The 18,532-nt window shown below is 67.2% G+C and carries 14 protein-coding genes; 4 read left to right on the top strand and 10 right to left on the bottom strand.

The features are described 5' to 3' along the window. Positions 1–33: 33 nt before the first annotated feature. The 3 genes from ACX80M_RS08715 to ACX80M_RS08705 are packed head-to-tail and all read right to left on the bottom strand — an operon-like array spanning position 34 to position 7,459. A complete protein-coding gene (locus ACX80M_RS08715) occupies positions 34–3,594 on the bottom strand; it encodes an ATP-dependent helicase (RefSeq protein WP_459309396.1) in 3,561 nt (1,186 codons plus the stop codon). Continuing rightward, positions 3,591–7,046 (bottom strand): ATP-dependent helicase, encoded by a 3,456-nt coding sequence (locus tag ACX80M_RS08710; RefSeq protein ID WP_374210087.1) that lies wholly within the window; start codon positions 7,044–7,046, stop codon positions 3,591–3,593. The genes ACX80M_RS08715 and ACX80M_RS08710 overlap by 4 nt, the downstream gene beginning before the upstream one ends. After that, positions 7,043–7,459 carry an MGMT family protein gene (locus tag ACX80M_RS08705; protein ID WP_252598266.1) on the bottom strand — a complete coding sequence of 139 codons (417 nt, stop codon included), beginning with the start codon at positions 7,457–7,459 and terminating at the stop codon, positions 7,043–7,045. The genes ACX80M_RS08710 and ACX80M_RS08705 overlap by 4 nt, the downstream gene beginning before the upstream one ends. 63 nt (positions 7,460–7,522) lie before the next feature. On the opposite strand from ACX80M_RS08705, the gene ACX80M_RS08700 reads away from it, so the two are divergent. The 4 genes from ACX80M_RS08700 to ACX80M_RS08685 all read left to right on the top strand — a co-directional run bounded on the left by ACX80M_RS08700 (position 7,523) and on the right by ACX80M_RS08685 (position 10,988). Further along, complete coding sequence (locus tag ACX80M_RS08700) at positions 7,523–8,230, top strand: 3'-5' exonuclease (RefSeq protein ID WP_252598267.1); 708 nt, start codon at positions 7,523–7,525, stop codon at positions 8,228–8,230. Positions 8,231–8,536: 306 nt separating this feature from the next. After that, positions 8,537–9,472, top strand: coding sequence for an ABC transporter substrate-binding protein (locus ACX80M_RS08695; protein ID WP_252598268.1), 936 nt, complete (start codon positions 8,537–8,539; stop codon positions 9,470–9,472). Positions 9,473–9,489: 17 nt separating this feature from the next. Continuing rightward, on the top strand, positions 9,490–10,254 hold the full coding sequence (locus ACX80M_RS08690; RefSeq protein ID WP_056343886.1) for an amino acid ABC transporter permease: 765 nt from the start codon (positions 9,490–9,492) through the stop codon (positions 10,252–10,254). Next, a complete protein-coding gene (locus tag ACX80M_RS08685) occupies positions 10,251–10,988 on the top strand; it encodes an amino acid ABC transporter ATP-binding protein (protein WP_252598269.1) in 738 nt (245 codons plus the stop codon). Before ACX80M_RS08690 ends, ACX80M_RS08685 begins: the two co-directional genes overlap by 4 nt. A gap of 125 nt (positions 10,989–11,113) precedes the next feature. Here ACX80M_RS08685 and hemL read toward each other — a convergent pair whose 3' ends face one another. The 7 genes from hemL to hemQ all read right to left on the bottom strand — a co-directional run bounded on the left by hemL (position 11,114) and on the right by hemQ (position 18,472). Continuing rightward, positions 11,114–12,433 (bottom strand): glutamate-1-semialdehyde 2,1-aminomutase, encoded by a 1,320-nt coding sequence (gene hemL / locus ACX80M_RS08680; RefSeq protein ID WP_252598270.1) that lies wholly within the window; start codon positions 12,431–12,433, stop codon positions 11,114–11,116. 94 nt (positions 12,434–12,527) lie between these two features. Beyond that, positions 12,528–13,646: an LLM class flavin-dependent oxidoreductase gene (locus tag ACX80M_RS08675; RefSeq protein WP_252609023.1), complete on the bottom strand. Its 1,119-nt coding sequence runs from the start codon at positions 13,644–13,646 to the stop codon at positions 12,528–12,530. Positions 13,647–13,689: 43 nt separating this feature from the next. Further along, the gene (gene hemB, locus ACX80M_RS08670; protein WP_058931884.1) at positions 13,690–14,670 is read right to left on the bottom strand and encodes a porphobilinogen synthase; all 981 of its coding nucleotides are present in this window, start codon (positions 14,668–14,670) and stop codon (positions 13,690–13,692) included. Beyond that, positions 14,667–15,542, bottom strand: coding sequence for a uroporphyrinogen-III synthase (locus ACX80M_RS08665; RefSeq protein ID WP_252609021.1), 876 nt, complete (start codon positions 15,540–15,542; stop codon positions 14,667–14,669). Before ACX80M_RS08665 ends, hemB begins: the two co-directional genes overlap by 4 nt. Then, a complete protein-coding gene (gene hemC / locus ACX80M_RS08660) occupies positions 15,529–16,512 on the bottom strand; it encodes a hydroxymethylbilane synthase (protein ID WP_252598273.1) in 984 nt (327 codons plus the stop codon). Before hemC ends, ACX80M_RS08665 begins: the two co-directional genes overlap by 14 nt. Next, positions 16,509–17,774, bottom strand: a complete 1,266-nt coding sequence (locus tag ACX80M_RS08655; protein ID WP_252598274.1) for a ferrochelatase — start codon at positions 17,772–17,774, stop codon at positions 16,509–16,511. The genes hemC and ACX80M_RS08655 overlap by 4 nt, the downstream gene beginning before the upstream one ends. Then, complete coding sequence (hemQ, locus tag ACX80M_RS08650) at positions 17,771–18,472, bottom strand: hydrogen peroxide-dependent heme synthase (protein WP_252598275.1); 702 nt, start codon at positions 18,470–18,472, stop codon at positions 17,771–17,773. The genes ACX80M_RS08655 and hemQ overlap by 4 nt, the downstream gene beginning before the upstream one ends. Between the last annotated feature and the right edge of the window lie 60 nt (positions 18,473–18,532).

Here is an 18,532-nt window from a genome sequence, read left to right as displayed (position 1 = left end):
GGGAACGCTTCCTGAGGTCAGCCTGCGCTGACCTCAGGAAGCACTGACGTCGAGGGCGGTGGCCACGATCTGTTCAAGCTCCTCAGCGGAGCCCAGATCGTGCGGGCGCACGACTTGGTTGTCCGCAACGTAGAAGAAGGCGGCCCTGACGTCCTCCACTGCCACGCCCTTGAGCCGGGCCCAGGCCAGCCTGTACGCGGCGAGCTGCACCGATTTGGCCCGCAGCTGGGCGGCAGAGGGCCGGCGGCCGGTTTTCCAGTCCACGAGGTCCCACCTCCCGTCCGCGTCCTGGAAGACGGCGTCGATGCGCCCGCGCACCACGACGTCTCCCACCCGCGTTTCCACCGGAACTTCGACAAAAGCCGGTGACCTGTCGGCCCATTCCGAGGCTTTGAAGGTGGCCACCATGGTGTCGAGGTCGTAGGCGGCATCAATGTGGTCGTCGGATCCGGGGGCCTCGCCGAGATCCAGCATTCCGGCTGCGCCGAAGTACTCTTCAACCCAGGCGTGGAATGCCGTTCCCTTTCTCGCCAACATGCCGGGCTCACGCGGTACAGGCCTTCGCAGCCTGCCCACTACCCCCGCCGGGTCCTCTCCAAGATCCACCAGCGTGGACGCCGAGATGTGGCCGGGCAAATGAACGTCCTGCCCGGAGGCGCGCCTGGACCGCCGTTCCAGCAGCAAGGCAGCTTCCCTGGCCCAGCCCGCCGCAGTGCCCCGGATCCTTGGCCCGGACTCATTGGCGGATGCAGGCTCAAGGACCGGCACAGAGTCCTCGGGCTCCAACGCGGCCCGGACGCGTGCCGCGGCGCCCTCCATGGCCAGCCGCCTGCCGGGAACAACCCGCAGGCGCTCCCCGGTCCGCGCATCCACGGGACCTTCGAGGGGGTCATAGGGCCATCCGGCCACCTCCGTTTCGGTAGTCAACGGGCTCTTTTCAGGCAGGGAGGCTTCGTCCACTGACGCCGGGTGCACTATGGCGGGACAGATTTCCGCGGCGTCCACCGGGGCCGTGTTGGGGCCGGAGCCGACAAGCTGTTCCAGTTCAGCGAGGAAAGGTGACATCTCAGCACGGCCTGCCCTGGAGCCCACCCATGCCGCGCTGGAGACCCAGAGGACATGCTTTGCCCTGGTGTAGGCCACATATGCCAGGCGGCGTTCCTCGCCCTCACCATGGACCTGGACGGCTGATTTGAAGTCCTTCTCGGCGTCCAGCCAGCCCTTCTGGTCCGGCTGGTCGGTATCCCATTGGGGCAGGTCCGAACGGTCCCCCCGCAGCGGCCACGGCAGGGCCGCCGCGCCGCTGCTCCAGCGCGAGTCCTTGTTGCTGGGGAAGGCGCCGGCGTTGAGGCCCGGTACAAAGACGACGTCCCATTCCAGGCCCTTTGACGCATGGACGGTCAGCAGTTGCACAGCCTCGCGGTTGATATCCGACGGCGGAGCTTCGAGGCCGTTTTCCTCGGCCGCGGCAGCTTCCAGCCAGGCAAGGAAGGCGAGGATGTCCACTCGGTGCGAGGTCCGCAGGAAGCCGGCCGCCGCGTCCTGGAAGGCGTCCAGGTTTCGGCGGGCCTGGTGGATGCTGGTCCCCGGGCGTGCTGCCACTTCGATATCGAGCAACATGGCGCGTTCCACTTCGCCGAGCAGAGTGGTGAGGTCGTCCCCGAGGTAGCCGCGCAGCTGCCTGAGCTCCGCCGAAAGCCTGCCGAGGCGGTCGCGGGCCACTTCGGTCAGCGACCGACCGTGGGAAGAGGTCCAATCTTCGCGTGGCAGCCAGTCCAGCGCTTCAACCAGGCTGGCACCGTCCGTCAGGTCGCTTTCGATGACGGCCTCGTCGGACGCGTCAGCGGGCCCGTCCTCCGGCGTGGCCGCGCCTGCGGGGCGGCCACGCCGGCGTGCGAGGTGGCTGGACCAGTCTCGGAAGGCCATCAGGTCTGCCGGCCCGATCCGCCAACGGGCGCCGGCCAGGAGGCGCATCAGGGAGTCCGAGCGTCCGGGATCGGCAAGCACCCGGAGCGTGGCCACCAGATCAACGATTTCGGGAGTGTCGAGCAGTCCGCCGAGCCCCACGATTTCGTAGGCAATCCCCCGCGCCTCGAACTCCCGCCGGATGGTTTCCATCTGGGCCCGCCGCCGGCACAGGACAGCCAGTGCCGGCGGCACCGGTGTGCCGTCGGCCTCACGTTCAAAGTCCGTGACCCGGTACTTTATGACGTCCTCGGCAAGGGCGGCCGCTTCGTCGAGGTCTGTGCCGAAGCGGCCCAGTACCACCCGTCCCTCCACCGCGAAGGGACTGGGCTGCAGGGGCGGCACATTCGCCGCCGCCGTAGCCGTGCCCACCGGGATAGTGCCTTCCGCGGCGGTGCCCGCCGGGGTACTGCCTGCCGAGCTGCCCTCAGCGGCGCTGCCGGCAGTGGCCTTCTGCGCCTCGGCGCGCCCTAAGGCCTCTGACATGATGTTGGCGGCGGACAGGATGGCCCGGCCGTTGCGCCACGCCGTTGTGAGGTACGACGTAGGGGCCAGCGTGAAACGTCCCGGCCCGTCGTCCCCGTCCACGCGGACAGGGAATTCACGGACAAAGTGGAAGAGCTGACCTGCCGAAGCACCCCGGAAGCCGTATATCGACTGGTTGGGGTCCCCCACGGCGGTGACCGCGTGGCCCGCGCCGAAAAGCCGCGAAAACAGGACCAACTGCGCATACGACGTGTCCTGGAACTCGTCGAGGAGCACCACTTTGTAGCGCTGGCGTTCCATGTCCGCAGCAAGGGGGATTTCCGTGGCCACACGGGCCGCGAGTGCCACCAGGTCGCCGAAGTCCAATGCCCCGCGTGACTTCTTGGCGGCGGCGTAGCGGCCCACCATGTCAGCCACGCTTGCCCTGGTGCGCAGCATCGCGGCCAGTTCACCGGCTGCCTGGGGGGCGTTCTTGTTCGCCCCGGCCACGTAGGGACGTTCTTCAAACTCAGCGAGTCGCGCCAGAAGCCAGGCCTCGACGTCGGCCGGTTCCTGCAGGTGCTCTGCGCACTCCCCCGCCAGCTGCATGACTGCCTTGACCAGTGTGGACTTGGCTGCCTTGAAGTGGCTGTACTCGCCGTCGAACGCTTCCACTACTTCGCTGGCGAGCTGCCAGGCTTGGGCTCCGCCGAGCAGCACAACGTCGCGTTCCACGCCCAGCCGCAACCCGTAGTCAGAAACGATGCCACTCGCAAATGAGTGGTAGGTGGACACCTTGGGCTCCAGGGCGTCGCTGCTGAGTAGCCCCTCGGGGAACAGTTCGTGCTGAGTGTCCTGGGCAGCGACGCGCTGCAGTGCCGCCAGCTTGGACCGGATCCGCGTGGCCAGCTCGCCTGCTGCCTTCCTGGTGAAAGTTACGCCCAGGACTTCCTCAGGCCTGACCCAGCCGTTGGCAACGAGCCAGACGACGCGGTCGGCCATGGTGGCGGTCTTGCCGGAACCCGCCCCGGCGATCACCAGCCGGGGAGCCAAGGGTGAGGAAATGATGGCCGACTGTTCGGGGGTCGGCGTGTTCTTTTCACCCAACAGCATGGACAGCTGCTCCGGGCTGAACAGGGGCTCTGGAACCTGGGGCTGGCTCATTCGGTGACCTGCTTTCCGCGGACACAGAGTGGACAGACCTCAGGGAGCCTGCAGCCGTGCCCCCCATGGCTGCTCTTTGCCGGGTCATGCCTGGCTTCGAAGCTGCTGCCGGACATTACCGCGGCCGCATCGGTGACCATGTCCAGCGCCCAGTTATCCTGGGCCTCCAAGGGTTCCTGTTGCTGGACGCCGGGACTTTTGGTAGTTGTTCCGAGCTGCGCCAGTACTGCGCCGCCCGGCACGAGTGAGCCCGGCGCTGGTGAGTCCGGCACTGGTGCACCGGGTTCTGCTGCGCTGAATTCTGCTGCGCCAGGCAGTCCGTGTACGTCCGTGAAACCGCCGGCCAGGACCGCCGCCTGGTAGGCCCCCAGCTGCGGATGGCGGGACAGCTCTGCCTTGCCAGGCTGCCTTTTGCCCGTCTTGAGGTCCACAATGACCAGCCTTCCTTCGGCGTCGATCTCCAGCCGGTCAACCTGGCCGCGGAGCACGGCGGCGCGGGGAAGGTCGGTCCCGCCAGCCAAATCTCCGACGGACTCGGCATCGTCCTGCCCGGCGTCCGCCGGCGGAACATCGGGCAGCCGGACCTCAAAGTCCTGCTCGACGCCCAGCAGGCTCCGGCCCTCGCTCCGCATCACCAGGACGTACTGGGCGAGCTTGCGCACCATTGTTTCGGCACGCTGGAAGTCGAGTTTGCCTTCCCAGTTGTCCTTCATCCCCAGGGTTGGCCACCGGCGGATGAGTTCGGCGACGTATTCGCCCCCGGAGGCTTCCGGCAGGTCCTGCGCGATGGCGTGCACCAGGGTGCCCAGGCTCCGGGCGAAGTCCGTGGCGGCTTCTCCGCCGGCCGCCTGCATAAACCAGTCGAGCGGTGATTTCTGCACGGATTCCACCTTCGAGGGCGAGACGTAAACCGTCCCTCCGGGCGGGACAACCGGTTCCGATGTCGTCAAAGGGGGCAGGCCCCACCAGCTGTCCGGATGCGCTCCCGGGACCGCCGGTTCCGCGGCGGCAAGTCCGGCCAGGACCCTGGCGGCCTCGGCGGCTTCGGGCTCATACTTTCCATCCAGCTGCGCGTATTGCCGCAGCTCGGCCACCAGGGCACGCAGCGTCATGGGCCGTTCCACCGGCGTGAACCCCCTGCCCTCGGCGCCCGGCTCAAGCGGCGCCACATAGTCGAGGAAGGACGACGGCTGGTCGTCCTCAGACGAAACAGCGGTGCAGATCAGCATCTCGCAGGCCCTGGAAACGGCCGTGGAGAAGCTCCGGAGTTCGTCGTAGCGGATTTCCCGCAGCCGGCTCAGCGGGTCCAGCTGCAATGCATAGCTGACCCCATGCTCGACGGCGTCAGCGTACAGGCTGCTGCCCAGCAGCTCACCGCGGAGCCGGGTATTGGGCCAGACGCCTTCCTGCAGCCCCGCCACAATCACCACCGGCCACTGCCGCCCGGCAGCACTGGCCGGGGTCATCAGCTCGACGGCGTCGTCCACCTGGGCCCGCGCGGCCAGGGTATCCATCGGCAGCTCCTGGTTCAGGAGGTACTCGAGGAACTGCTCCGGCCCGGCGCCCGGCATCTGGTCCACGTAGCGCTCGGCTGTATGGAAGAGCGCCATCATGGCATCAAGGTCCCGGTCGGCGCGGGCTCCATGGGAACCGCCGATGAGGGCGGATTCGGTCCACGCATTGGCCAGTCCGGTGGAATGCCACAGGGCCCAGAGCACGGTCTCGGCATTGGCGCCGGGCGCGGCGGCGGCGCTCCGCCCTGCCTGGATCATGCGTGCGGTCCGGCGCGCGGAACGGCCTTCCAGGCCCAGCGTCCCCAGGGCGCCGGGTTCCGATAATGCTTCAACCAGCAGGGCGTCGCTGGTCCGTCCGCCGCCGCCCAGCAGCTCTTCCCGCCTGAGCGACTGGCGTAGCCGGCGCAGTTCAATGGACGTAGCGCCCCCGATGCGCGACGTCAGCAGGGCGACGGCGGCTTCCGGAGTCAGCAGTTCAGGATCCAGCGCAATGGCGTAGGCGTCCAACAGCGGGCGTACGGCCACTTCATCTCGGACCGCGGACTCGGCTACCGGAACGCGCACCGGGATCCCCTGGCCCGTGAGGTAGCGCTGCAGCTCACTGAGCTGTCCGCCGTTTCGTACAATCACGGCGATCTCTGCCAGGTCGCGGCCATGGTTGACGTGCTGGTCCAGGATGCGCTGCGCAACGTACCGCAGTTCGTGGACCGGGGACGGCACCAGGTGTGCTTCCACCGTGCCGGCGGGCTGAGTTTGGGGTTCGACGACGGCGTTGGGCCCGTGCGCGGTTCCGGCCAGGGGTTCGGGCTGCTCGAGCCGTCTGGCAAGCTGGCCGCCCGCACGCTGCGAGATCCTGCCCGCGACGCCGAGCCAGGCCGCCGCGATGGCGGGGGCGTGCCGATGGGTGTGCCACAGCGGCCGCTCGACGACCCCGGCGTCCGCAGAAAGCAGGCGCGGCAGCTCCGCGACCAAGTCGGGCCTGGCCCCGCGGAAGCCCTGCACAACGGTGTCCGGGGAGTAGGCGACATAGCAGTCCTTGCCGGCGGCGATATCGGCGAGCAGTTCGAACACGGCAGGGTTCGCCTCCTGCACATCGTCCACCAGCACCAGCTGGAGGCGGTCCCGTTCCGCGGCCAGGAAGTCAGGCGCGTCCTGGAAGATCTGCCGGGCCGTAGTGATGATGCCGGCGGGGTCGAAGGCCTCGGGCATTCGCATATCCAGGACATCCCGGTACTCGGTGTACAGCGCCGCGGCGGCGATCCAATCGGGCCGACCGCACTGGTGGCCCAGCTCCTCCAGGTCGCCGGCGGTCCGGCCGGATTCGATGATCCGGTCGAAGAGTTGGCGTACCTCGTGCCGAAAACCCCGCGTCTCCAGTGCCGCTTCCAGGTCGGCAGGCCACGGAAGTTCCAAGCCCGGCATCCGGTGGCCCTCCAGGAGTTCGCGGATGATGAGGTCCTGTTCCGGGCCTGACAGGAGGCGCGGCGCGCGGGGAAGCGGAAGGATTCCCTCAGCCTTGGCCCGGCGGATCAGGTCAAACGCATAGGCTGCCCAGGTCCGGGCCGGTGTGGTGCTCAGGCTCCTGTCCAGCCGTGCGGTGAAGCGGTCGCGGAGTGAGTCGGCGGCGAGGCGTCCGGGTGCCAGGATGAGGATCCGCTCGGGGTCCACGCCGTCCTGCAGGGCCCCACGGACGGCGGCTTCGATCAGGACCGTTGATTTTCCGGTTCCGGGTGCGCCGGGAACCAGGACAGGCCCCGAGCCGTGGGGCACGTCGACGGCGTCGCGCTGGTCCGCAGACAACGCCGGCACGTCCGCGTGCAGCTGCCGCGGCGGGAGAAGCCGGAGGCCCGTTCCGCCGGATCGTCCGGCCGCGGACGCGGGCCTCGCTGACGTGCGTGCGGACTCGGCGGTATCAACATCGGGGATTGTTACGGTCACACAGACATTTCATCATCAGCCACCGACAATCTATGCAGCCGCCGCTCCAGCTGCTCCGCAATAGCGTCAATCCGGTCGAAGTCATCCTCGCCCGGGGCCCAGCGTACTGCCATCAGGTCTACCCGCCATTTGCCTTCGCCGGTACGCAGGAAGGCATCGTGGTTGCCGAGCAGCGGCGTCCCCTCCTGCAGGTAGTGGCGGAGGGCTTCGGCCTCGTGGCCTTCCGGACCCTGGCCGCTTGCCTTCAGGATGCGCCACCACGCGACGTCGCTGCCGTAGTGGCTCATGGCGTGGCCCACCTGCCGCGGACCGCCGGATCCCAGCAGCTCGGCCACATCGCCGTAGGCCAGTGCGGTGCCGGGTGGAACCAGCTCGACCAGCGCGAGCACCGCCTCAATGTACTCAGTCCGCATACATCAAGGTTAGCGGCAGTGGCGCTGCACGATCCTGTCGGTGCTGGCCGGTAGCGTTGAAGCATGACCACCTGGAACACCCTTCCCCGCGCAGCCTTCGATCTCGAAACCACCGGACGGAATTCGCGTGCCGCGCGCATCGTCACGGCGTCGGTCACCGTGGTGGACCACAAGGGGGACGTGATCACCGAACACGAATGGCTGGCCGATCCCGGCGTCGAAATCCCTACCGAGGCCAGCGATATCCACGGCATCACCACGGAGCAGGCCCGGCGTGAGGGACGGCCTGTCCATGAAGTCACCGCGGAGCTCGCCACTGTCCTGCAGGACCTGTTCGACGCCGGCATTCCGGTCATTGCCTTCAATGCCAGCTACGACTTCACCGTCCTGGCCGCTGAGTCCGCCCGCTACGGCGTCCGGCAGTTGAGCCGGTTCCCTGTCCTGGACCCGTTCATCATGAACAAGCAGGTGGACCGGTACCGCAAGGGAAAGCGCACGTTGACGGCGTTGTGTGAGGAATACGGCATCACGCTGGACAACGCCCATACGTCGGCCGCGGATGCTTTGGCCACGCTCCGGATGCTGGATGCGATGGCCATCAAGTTTCCCAAGCTCAAGATGCCGGCCAGCCAGCTTCACGAACTGCAAAAGGACTGGGCTGTCAGCCAAGCTGCGGACTTCCAGAACTACCTGCGCAAGACCAAGCCCGCCGCCGTGATCGAAGGGGAATGGCCCGTCCTTCCACCGGAAGACGCCAGCGGTGACTTCTAGTTGAGAGCTAACTCACATTTAGCCCGGAACCGCTGACTGCGGCTGCCGGAACCCGCAGATTCGGCCGCGCGGGAAGCTTTCATTCATCAGATGTTCAGGAAGAGTCAACTGCAGCCACTAATTCGGCAAGAGGCGCATTGAAGCAAGGTCTTATTCGTCCGAAGGCGCTGAAAGCCGGAAATGAGATGATTAAGTTCAGCGGTAATCCCGCCCCGGCCGGCCGGCATTTGGGAGCAAGGCGCCAGGCGCCTGACGCGCAGCCTTCGGCCCGGTTGATCTTATGACTCTGATGAAAGTGACTTTCTCATGAAGACCAAAGCCATGAAGTGGCTGACCAGCGTTCCGGTCGCGGTTGCGCTGGCTGTCTCGCTGGCCGCCTGCGGTAGCGGGACTGCCCAGCCGAGCGGCACGCCCACCGATGCCCTCGCCGGCAGTGACCAGCAGACGCTGGACAAGTACACCACCGCCGACGTCACGCCGTTGGACCAGATCGACAAGACCAAGCTGGGCCTCAACACCGAAGGCAAGCTTGAAGTTGGCACGCTCTCCGACGCCCCGCCGAATATCTTCATCGACCCCGCCGGCAAGTTCACCGGCTACGACAACGAGCTCCTGCGCGCCGTTGCCGGCAAGCTTGGCCTCGAGGTCGAGTTCGTAGCCACCGACTTCTCGGCGCTGCTCTCCCAGGTACAGACTAAGCAGTTCGATGTGGGATCGTCCTCGATTTCCACCACAGACGCCCGCCGCGCCAACGTGGGCTTCACCAACGGCTACGACTTCGGCTTTATGGCTGTCGTTGCCAAGACCGACAGCGACGTCAAGGGCTTCGCAGACCTGGATGCCAATGTCCGCATCGGCGTTGTCCAGGGCACGGTCCAGGACGACTACGCCACCAACACCCTGAAGCTCGAGCCGGTCCGTTTCCCGGACTACGCCACCGTGTACGCCAACGTGCGCAACGGCCAGATCGATGCCTGGGTGGCACCCTCGCAGCAGGCCACCGGCCAGGTGAAGGACGGCGACGGAACTGTCATCGCCGAGTCTGTTGTGAACACCCAGAACTTCACCGCTTACGCCGTGAACAAGGACAACAAGGCCCTGATCGACGCTTTGAACTCCGGCCTTGATGCCGTAATTGCTGACGGCACCTGGTCCAAGCTGACCAAGGAATGGTACCCGGACCGCGAGACCCCCGCCGACTGGAAGCCGGGAAGCAAAGCTGCTCCGGCTCCCCAGAGCTGATCTGGACTTAACCGCTTATGGATCTCCTGGACCAGCTGGGTGAAACCTTCCTCAACTGGGAGGAAATGGCGAAAGTCGTTCCTTCCCTTCTCACGGTGGGCTTGCCCAACACCCTGATCCTGGCCTTGGCCTCGGGCATCCTCGGCTCCTTGCTGGGGCTACTGCTCGCGCTGATGGGCATTTCCCGGAATCCCGTCGCCCGCTGGGCAGCTCGGATCTACACCGACCTGTTCCGCGGCCTGCCCGCCATTTTGGTCATCCTGGTGATCGGTATTGGGCTCAGCCCCATCGCTCGGGAACTCACCGGTAACCGGAACCCCTATCCGCTCGGGATCCTGGCTCTGACGTTGATCGCCGGCGCCTACATCGGCGAGATCTTCCGTTCCGGAATCCAGAGCGTGGAGAAGGGCCAGTTGGAGGCCTCGCGCGCTTTGGGGTTCAGCTACGGCAAGTCCATGCGCCTGGTGGTGGTGCCACAGGGCATCCGCCGCGTGCTGCCTGCCTTGGTGAACCAGTTCATCTCGCTGCTGAAGGATTCCTCCCTGGTATTTGTGCTGGGCCTGGCAGCCTCCGACCGCGAGATTTTCCGGATCGGTAACGATGCCATGGCCAACACTGGGAACCTTTCGCCGCTGGTGGCCGCCGGCGTTCTGTATCTGATCCTGACCGTGCCGCTGACACACTTCGTGAACTTCATCGACAACCGGCTCCGTACTGGCCGGCCGGAGAAGAAGGAACCGGACGAGCTGGCGGCACCTATCGGCAAGGGGGCACAGGCATGACGGAGTTTACTTCCGGCACCCTGACCGGCAAGAACCTGCACCTTTCGTTCGGGCATAACCATGTGCTCCGCGGCATCGACCTCCACGTGGAGAAGGGCACTACGGCTTCGGTCATCGGCCCGTCTGGCTCTGGAAAGTCGACGCTCCTGCGCGTCATGAACCGGCTGATCGAACCGGACCAGGGCGACATCCTGCTGGATGGCCGGTCGGTCCTGAAGGACAACCCGGACGAGCTGCGCCAGCGGATCGGCATGGTGTTCCAGCAGTTCAACCTGTTCCCGCACAAGACGGTGTTGGACAACGTCTCGCTCGCGCTGCGAAAGCTCCGGAAGCTCTCCAAGGACGAGGCGCGCGCCGAGGCCCTGGAGCAGCTGGACCTGGTGGGCCTCAAGCACAAAGCCGATGCCCGCCCGGCCAACCTCTCCGGCGGCCAGCAGCAGCGCGTTGCAATCGCCCGTGCGTTGGCCATGAAGCCTGAGGTGATGTTCTTTGACGAGGCCACCTCCGCCCTCGACCCCGAGCTCGTTAAGGGCGTCCTGGCGCTGATGACCGACCTCGCCAAGGGCGGCATGACCATGGTGGTGGTGACCCACGAGATGGGCTTCTCCCGCAACGTCTCGGACACTGTCACGTTTATGGACGCCGGCGTGGTGGTCGAATCGGGTCCGCCCGAGCAGATCTTCACGGCGCCCGCAACTGACCGCCTGAAGGGCTTCCTTTCGGACGTGCTGTAGACGCGCCAACAGGAAATCCCCGTCTCCCGGACATTTCCCCCACGCTTTGTGCGGGGATTTGTCCGGGAGACGGGGATTTTCTTGCTTCAGCCGTTGCAGGCGCCGGTCAACGGCCGACGGCGGCGCTAGGCCTTCGCGGCAGCTGCAGCCTTCGCGGCGGCCGGGAGGGCGTCAAAGATTCGGTTCATCGCGGCGTCGTCGTGGGCGGCCGAGAGGAACCAGGCCTCGAAGACCGACGGCGGCAGGTAAACGCCGGTTTCCAGCATGGAGTGGAAGAACGGCGCGTACCGGAAGGTTTCCTGGGCCTGGGCGTCAGCGTAGTTGTGGACGCCGTTGGCGGACGTGCCGAATGCCACGGAGAAGAGGTTTCCGGCGAACTGGACGGAGTGGTCCACACCGGCACTGTCCAGGGCAGCGGACAGCGCCGAGGAGAGTTCCAGCGAGCGGGCGTCCACAAAGGAGTACACGTCGCGGGTGGCGTGCGTCAGCGTGGCTACGCCGGCTGCCATGGCCACGGGGTTCCCGGAGAGTGTCCCTGCCTGGTACACCGGGCCGAGGGGTGCAAGGTAGTCCATAACGTCCGCACGCCCGCCGAGGGCCGCCGTCGGCATTCCGCCACCGATGACCTTGCCGAACGTGAGCAGGTCGGGGGTCCACGGCTCCGTCGCGTCAGCAGCACCGCCGGTGAGTCCCCAGTAGCCGGAGTAGCCGGTGCGGAAGCCGGTGAGCACTTCGTCCAGGATCAGCAGGGCGCCGTGCTCGCGGGTGATGCGGGACAGGCCCAGGTTGAAGCCCTCCCTCGGAGTCACCACGCCCATGTTGGCGGGGGCGGCTTCGGTGATGACGGCTGCGATGTTCGGCCCGTGCGCAGCAAAGGCGGCTTCGACGGCGGCGAGGTCGTTGTAGGGCAGGACCAGCGTTTCGGCGGCAGTGGCTGCGGTGACGCCGGCCGAGCCCGGCAGCGCCAGGGTTGCAACACCCGATCCTGCAGCGGCGAGCAGCCCGTCCAGGTGGCCGTGGTAGCAGCCAGCGAACTTGATGATGAGGTTCCGGCCGGTGAAGCCGCGGGCCAGCCGGACGGCCGTCATGGTGGCCTCGGTGCCGGTGGAGACCATACGCACGCGTTCGGCGGCCGGCACGCGCTCCTGGACGATGGCGGCCAGGTTGGCCTCGTCCGGGGTGGACGCGCCGAAGGACAGGCCTCGGTCCACCGCCGCGTGGACCGCCTCCAGTACGGCCGGATGGGCGTGCCCCAGAAGGGCCGGGCCCCAGGAGCAGACCAGGTCGACGTACTCTTTGCCGTCGGCATCGGTCAGGTATGGGCCCTGGGCCGACACCATAAACCGCGGGGTACCGCCCACCGAGCCGAAGGCACGGACGGGTGAGTTGACGCCACCGGGCATCAGGGTCTGGGCACGGGCGAAGAGGTCTTCGGAACGAGTCATGCCCCTATTCTTCCATCACGTGCGGTGGCATCCGGCGCCACCCCATGGTGCGGGCGCCGGATACAGTAGCTGCCGGATCAAGAGGCCGCCTGACTCAGCGGTCCGCGAGCATGTCCGCAAGCTTGTCCGCAACGCGTGGCGCCACCTTGGAACCGAACAGTTCGATGGAGCGCAGCATCTGCTCGTGGGGCAGCGTGCCGCTGCTGTACTTCATCTCGAAGCGGTCCGCACCGAGGGTGCCCTTGAGCCGGGCGATCTTCGCCGCCACGGTCTCCGGGGAACCAACGAACAAGGCGCCGTCCTCGTCGGCCGCGGCTTCGTATTCGCCGCGCCCGGCCGGTCCCCAGCCGCGTTCCGCGCCGATCTTGTTCCGCGTGGCGAGCCAGTGCGGGTAGTACTCCTCGAGGGCCTGCTCGTCAGTTTCGGCCACGTAGCCGGGCGAATGCACGGAGAGTGCCTGCGGTTCCTTACCGGCTTCGGCCAGCGTGCGCCGGTACAGATCGGCATACGGGCGGAAACGCTCGGGCTCGCCGCCGATGATCGCCAGGACCATGGGGTACCCGTAGGTGGCCGTGCGGACTACGGACTGGGGTGAGCCGCCCACTCCGATCCAGGTGGGAAGCAGGCGGCCTTCCACGTGCGGATAGACCATCTGGCCCCGAAGCGACGCCCGGGTGCGGCCGTCCCAGTTCACCGGGTTCTGGGAGCGGACGCGGTCATAGATGTCCAGCTTCTCCTCGAACAGCGCGTCGTAGTCGCCCAGGTCGTAGCCAAAGAGCGGGAAGGACTCGGTGAACGAACCCCTGCCCAGGATCACTTCGGCGCGGCCGTTGGAGACGGCGTCGAGTGTGGCGAAGCGCTGGAAGACGCGGATGGGATCGTCCGAGCTCAGGACCGTGACGGCACTGCCGAGCCGGATGTTTTCCGTGGCCGTGGCGATGGCTGCGAGCACCACGTCCGGCGCACTGACGGCGAAGTCCCTGCGGTGGTGCTCCCCCACGCCGAAGGAGTGCAGTCCGACGGCGTCGGCCACCTTGGCCTGTTCCACCACCTGGCGCAGCACCTCCGCGTGGTGCTTGGGTGCGCCGTCGGCAGCCAGGTCGACGTCGCCGAAGGTACTGACGCCCAATAGGATGGTGTCCGCGGGGACAGGGGCAGTGGGGTTGCCCGGGGTGGACGGAGTGGTTACGGAAGGCTCGCTGTTTTCATGCATACGCATACAAACCACCGAGCATCCGGAAACATTCCCTGCCGCGTCAGGATTCCTTGAGCCAGCCTGCTACTTCGGAGGCCCAGTAAGTCAGCACGGTGTTGGCGCCGGCCCGCTTGATGCCGAGGATGGATTCCGTGATGGCACCCCGCCGGTCAATCCAGCCGTTGGCGGCGGCGGCCTCGATCATCGCGTATTCACCCGAGATCTGGTAGGCCGAGACGGGCACGGGACTCATGGCGGCGACGTCGGCCAGGATATCCAGGTAGCTCATGGCCGGCTTCACCATCACCATGTCTGCGCCTTCCTCAAGATCCAGCTCCACCTCAAGGAGGGCTTCGCGGCGGTTGGCGGCGTCCATCTGATAGGTGCGGCGGTCGCCCTTGAGCTGCGAATCCACGGCTTCCCGGAAGGGACCGTAGAAGGCGGAGGCGTACTTGGCAGCGTAGGCCAGGATGACGGTGTTTTTGTGGCCGGATTCCTCAAGGGCCTGGCGGATCACGGCGATCTGGCCGTCCATCATGCCGGAGGGCCCCAGCACATGGGCGCCGGCGTCAGCCTGGGCCACGGCCATCTGGCCGTAGATCTCCAGCGTGGCGTCGTTGTCCACATAGCCATCGGCGTCCAGGACGCCGCAGTGGCCGTGGTCGGTGAATTCGTCCAGGCAGACATCGCCCATGATGACCAGGTCGTCGCCCACCTCGGCGCGGACGTCGCGGATGGCTTTATTGAGCACGCCGTCCGGGTCCAGGGAGGCGGTGCCGCGGGCATCGCGCACGGCGGGCACGCCAAAGAGCATGATGCCGCCGACGCCCAGTTCCACGGCTTCAGCGGCGGCGCGCTTTAGCGAGTCGGTGGTGTGCTGGACGACGCCGGGCATGGAGGTGATGGGCGACGGTTCGCTGAGGCCTTCGCGGATGAACGCGGGCAGGATCAGGTCGGCAGGCGCCAGGCGGTATTCGGCGGTGAGCCGGCGCATGGCGGGCGTGGTGCGGAGGCGGCGCGGGCGGTGGTTCGGAAAGCTCATCGGGTGTTCCCTTCGTTGGCAAATACGGTGCCCAGCGCGGCCACTATGCCGTCCGGGGTGGGGACTTGGGCGGTGGCGGCCACCGGGATGCCAAGGGCGGCAGCTTCTGCCGCCGTCGGGCGTCCGATGGCGATGAAACGGCAGCGGCCCAGCGGCAGGAGGGTCGCTGCAATGCGCCGCGCGGCGCTTGGCGAGGCGGCCACGACGGCGTCGAGCGTCCCGGCGTCGAGCTCCCTGCGGGTCTGCGACTGACTGAGCTCACGGGGAGCGAAAGCGTGGGAGATTCCGACGGCGGACGGCAGTTCCGCCTCCAGGCGGAGTTCTTGCCGGGCCGGGTAGTCCACGGTGTGGTAGGCCACAACTGCGGTGACGTCGGCACCCTTGGCTGCCAGGCCATCGCGCAGTTCAGGGGCCGCGATGTCGGCCTGTGGCAGCAGCACGCGCGCCGGCGCGGCGGTCCACAGTTCCACGAGCCCTTCGGCGGACTGGATATCCACCGGGGCCAGCGCCACAGGAATGCCCGCGGCCTCGAGGATCCGCCGGGAGGACGGTCCGATGGTGGCCACCCTCGTTCCCGCCGGCACCAGTCCGGCCGGCGTGGTGCCGCGCTCAACCGCTTTTTCCACGAGCACACGCACCGCGGTGATGCTGCTGACCACCAGCCAGTCGAAGCCCCCGGCCACCAGATCATCCAGCGCGGCATCGAGAGCCGACTGGTCCGCGGCCCGTTCAAAGTCGATGAGCGGCAAAAGCAACGGTTCGGCCCCCAGACCGCCGAGCAGCGCGGCCAGCGGCCCGGCACGGTCGGCGCTACGGGTGATCAGGACGCGCCGGCCACCCAGAGCGCCCGCCAGGTCATCAGGAGGCTGCAAGGTCCGCGATCTCCGCGGCGCCGGCAGCCAGCAGGAGCTCGGCCACCTCGATGCCGAGCAGCGTGGCACCAACCTCGGTGAGACCGTCGGTTGCCTTCTTTTCGCGCACAGTCTTGGTGCCGTCCACGGCGCACACCGCCGCCTCGAGGTACAGCATGCTGCCCTTGCGGTACGCGAAGGCACCCACGGGGGCGGCGCAGCCGGCCTCGAGGCGGGCCAGCACGGCACGCTCGGCGGTCACGGCGAGGCGGGTGTCCTCATCGTTGAGCGCGGCCAGGGCCTGCGCCAAAACACTCTGCGACCCCTCGGTGGAACCTGCCTTGCGCGGGGCGTCAGCCGTCCGGCATTCGATGGCCAGCGAACCCTGTCCGGGCGCCGGCAGCATCACGTCCATCTCGAAAAATTCGCTGACGGCGTCCAGGCGGCCGATGCGTTCCAGGCCTGCGGCGGCCAGTACGACGGCGTCCAGGTCACCCGGTGCGCCGGCGGCGTTTCCGGGCAGGCCGGGCACGCGGCCCAGACGGGTATCCACATTGCCGCGGATGTCCTGCACTTCCAGGTCAGGGCGGGCGGCACGCAACTGGGCAGCTCGGCGCGGAGAGCCGGTGCCCACCTTGGCGCCTTGAGGCAGATCAGCCAGCTTTAGGCCGTCGCGGGCGCACAGGACGTCCCGCACGTCCGCACGCTTGGGCGTTGCGGCGATGGTGAGGCCCGGCGCGGCGCCCGTGGGAAGGTCCTTGAGTGAGTGCACAGCGACATCGCAGGTGTCCTGCAGGAGGGCATCGCGCAGGGCGGCGACAAACACCCCGGTGCCGCCCATCTGGGACAGGGACCCTGTCCTGACGTCGCCCTCGGTGGTGATGTGCACCAGCTCCACGGGGAAGCCTCCGACGGCGGCCAGCTGGTCCGCCGTCTGCTGGGTCTGGGTCAGGGCGAGCTTGCTGGCCCTGGTTCCGATCCGTACGGTCACGGGGTTCCTTCTCTCCCGGGAGCGCCCGCAGATGCGCCCGGGTATGCGTCGTGTCCGGTGCCGACGGTGGTGTCGGCTCCGGCGATGGTGGGCTTTTCGCCGCGGAAGTTCGCGCAGCATCCCGGCCGGCAGACGTCGTACCAGGGGCCCAGTCCGGTCACGGCGGGCCGGTCGCTGATGTTGTTGGCGAGCGTCCGTTCGGAGATGAGGTCCACCAGGCCGTTCACAAACTTCCGGTGGTTGCCGGGGGTGGGTACACGCGTGGCAGCCAGGCCGAGGTTACGGCTGGTTTCCAGAGCTTCGGTGTCCAGGTCCCAGACAACTTCCATGTGGTCGCTGACAAAGCCCAGCGGGACGATGACGACGCCTTTGATGCCCTGGCCAGCCAGGTCGGCGATGGCGTCGTTGATGTCCGGTTCCAGCCAGGGCACGTGCGGCGCGCCCGAGCGGGATTGGTAGACGAGCGACCAGGGTGCGGTCAGGCCTGACTCGGCCTGCACTCGGCTGATGACTGCGGCGCCGGTGGCCAGGTGCTGGGCCACGTAGGCGGAACCTTCGTCGAACTCGCGCGGTTCGTCCGCAGACCGTCCGGCGGCCTCGGCATCCCGGGTGGGGATGGAGTGGGTGGCAAAAAGGATGTGCACGGGGGCGTCCGGTGTTCCCGCGGCCGCAAGCTGCGCCCGCACGTCCGCCAGCCCGGCTGCGGTGCCTTCGATGAAGGGCTCCACAAAGCCGGGGTGGTCGAAGTACTGGCGGACCTTGTCCACCTCAAGCCGGCCGTCCAGTCCTGTCTCCGTCAGGGCGATGCCGATGTCCTCGCGGTACTGGCGGCAACTGGAGTAACAGGAGTAGGCACTTGTGGTGACCATCAGCAGTTTGCGGTGGCCGGCGTCGTACGCGTCCTGCAGGGTCTGCGGAATGTAGGGGTCCCAGTTGCGGTTGCCCCACAGCACGGGAAGCTCAATGCCGCGGGCGCTGAGCTCCGCTTCCAGGGCTGCCTTGAGCTCGCGGTTTTGCTGGTTGATGGGGCTGATGCCGCCATTTGCCCGGTAGTGCCGGGAAACCTCTTCCAGCCGCTCGTCCGGGATGCCGCGGCCGCGGGTGACATTGCGTAGGAACGGGATGACGTCGTCCTGGCCTTCGGGCCCGCCAAAGGAGGCCAGCAGGACGCCGTCATAGTTTTTGGGCGCCATCCGGCCGGCTTCGGTGACCGGGTTGATTCCGGTGAGCACGGCGCCCGCCGCAGGATCGGGCTGGGTCATGCGAGGACCTCAGCGACCTCGGCTGCGGTGATGCGGCGGCCGGTGTAGAACGGGATTTCCTCCCGTACGTGGTTGCGTGCTTCGGTGGCGCGGAGGTGGCGCATGAGGTCCACGAGGTCCACCAGTTCTGGGGCTTCCAGTCCCAGGATCCATTCCCAGTCTCCCAGGGCGAAGGAGGATACCGTGTTGGAGATGACCTGCGGGAACTCCCGGCCCAGCATACCGTGGTCGCGCAGCATCTTGCCGCGTTCTTCCTCGGGCAGGATGTACCACTCATAGGAGCGCACGAACGGGTAGACGCAGAGCCATTCGGCCGGGGCCACACCGCGTGAGTAAGCGGGGGTGTGGTTCTTGGCGAACTCGGCTTCCCGGTGCACGCCCATGGCGGACCAGACAATCTCGGTTCCGGCGAAAAGCGTGCTGCGGCGGATGTCGCGGATGGCCTGCTGCAGCGCTTCGGGCTTCGGGCCGTGGAGCCACACCATGATGTCGGCGTCGGCGCGCATCGCGGAGACGTCGTAGCTGCCGCGGTGCGTCACGCCGGCCTCGGCCAGGCGGACCAACAGGGCATCGAAATCGGCGGCAGCATCAGCGCTGCGCACCAGTTCCTCGGACCGCTTGAAAACAGTCCAGAGAGTGAAGAACTGCTCGGCTGATTCTTCGGTTTTAGTGACAGATTCGGCAGAAGTGTGGCTCATGGTTACCAGTTTGCCCCTTCCCTACCGCCAAGTCGAAACCAGCGACTTCTACAAGACGTA

It is taken from the genome of Pseudarthrobacter sp. MDT1-22, assembly GCF_054511035.1.
This window is presented reverse-complemented; position numbering and strand designations above follow the sequence as displayed.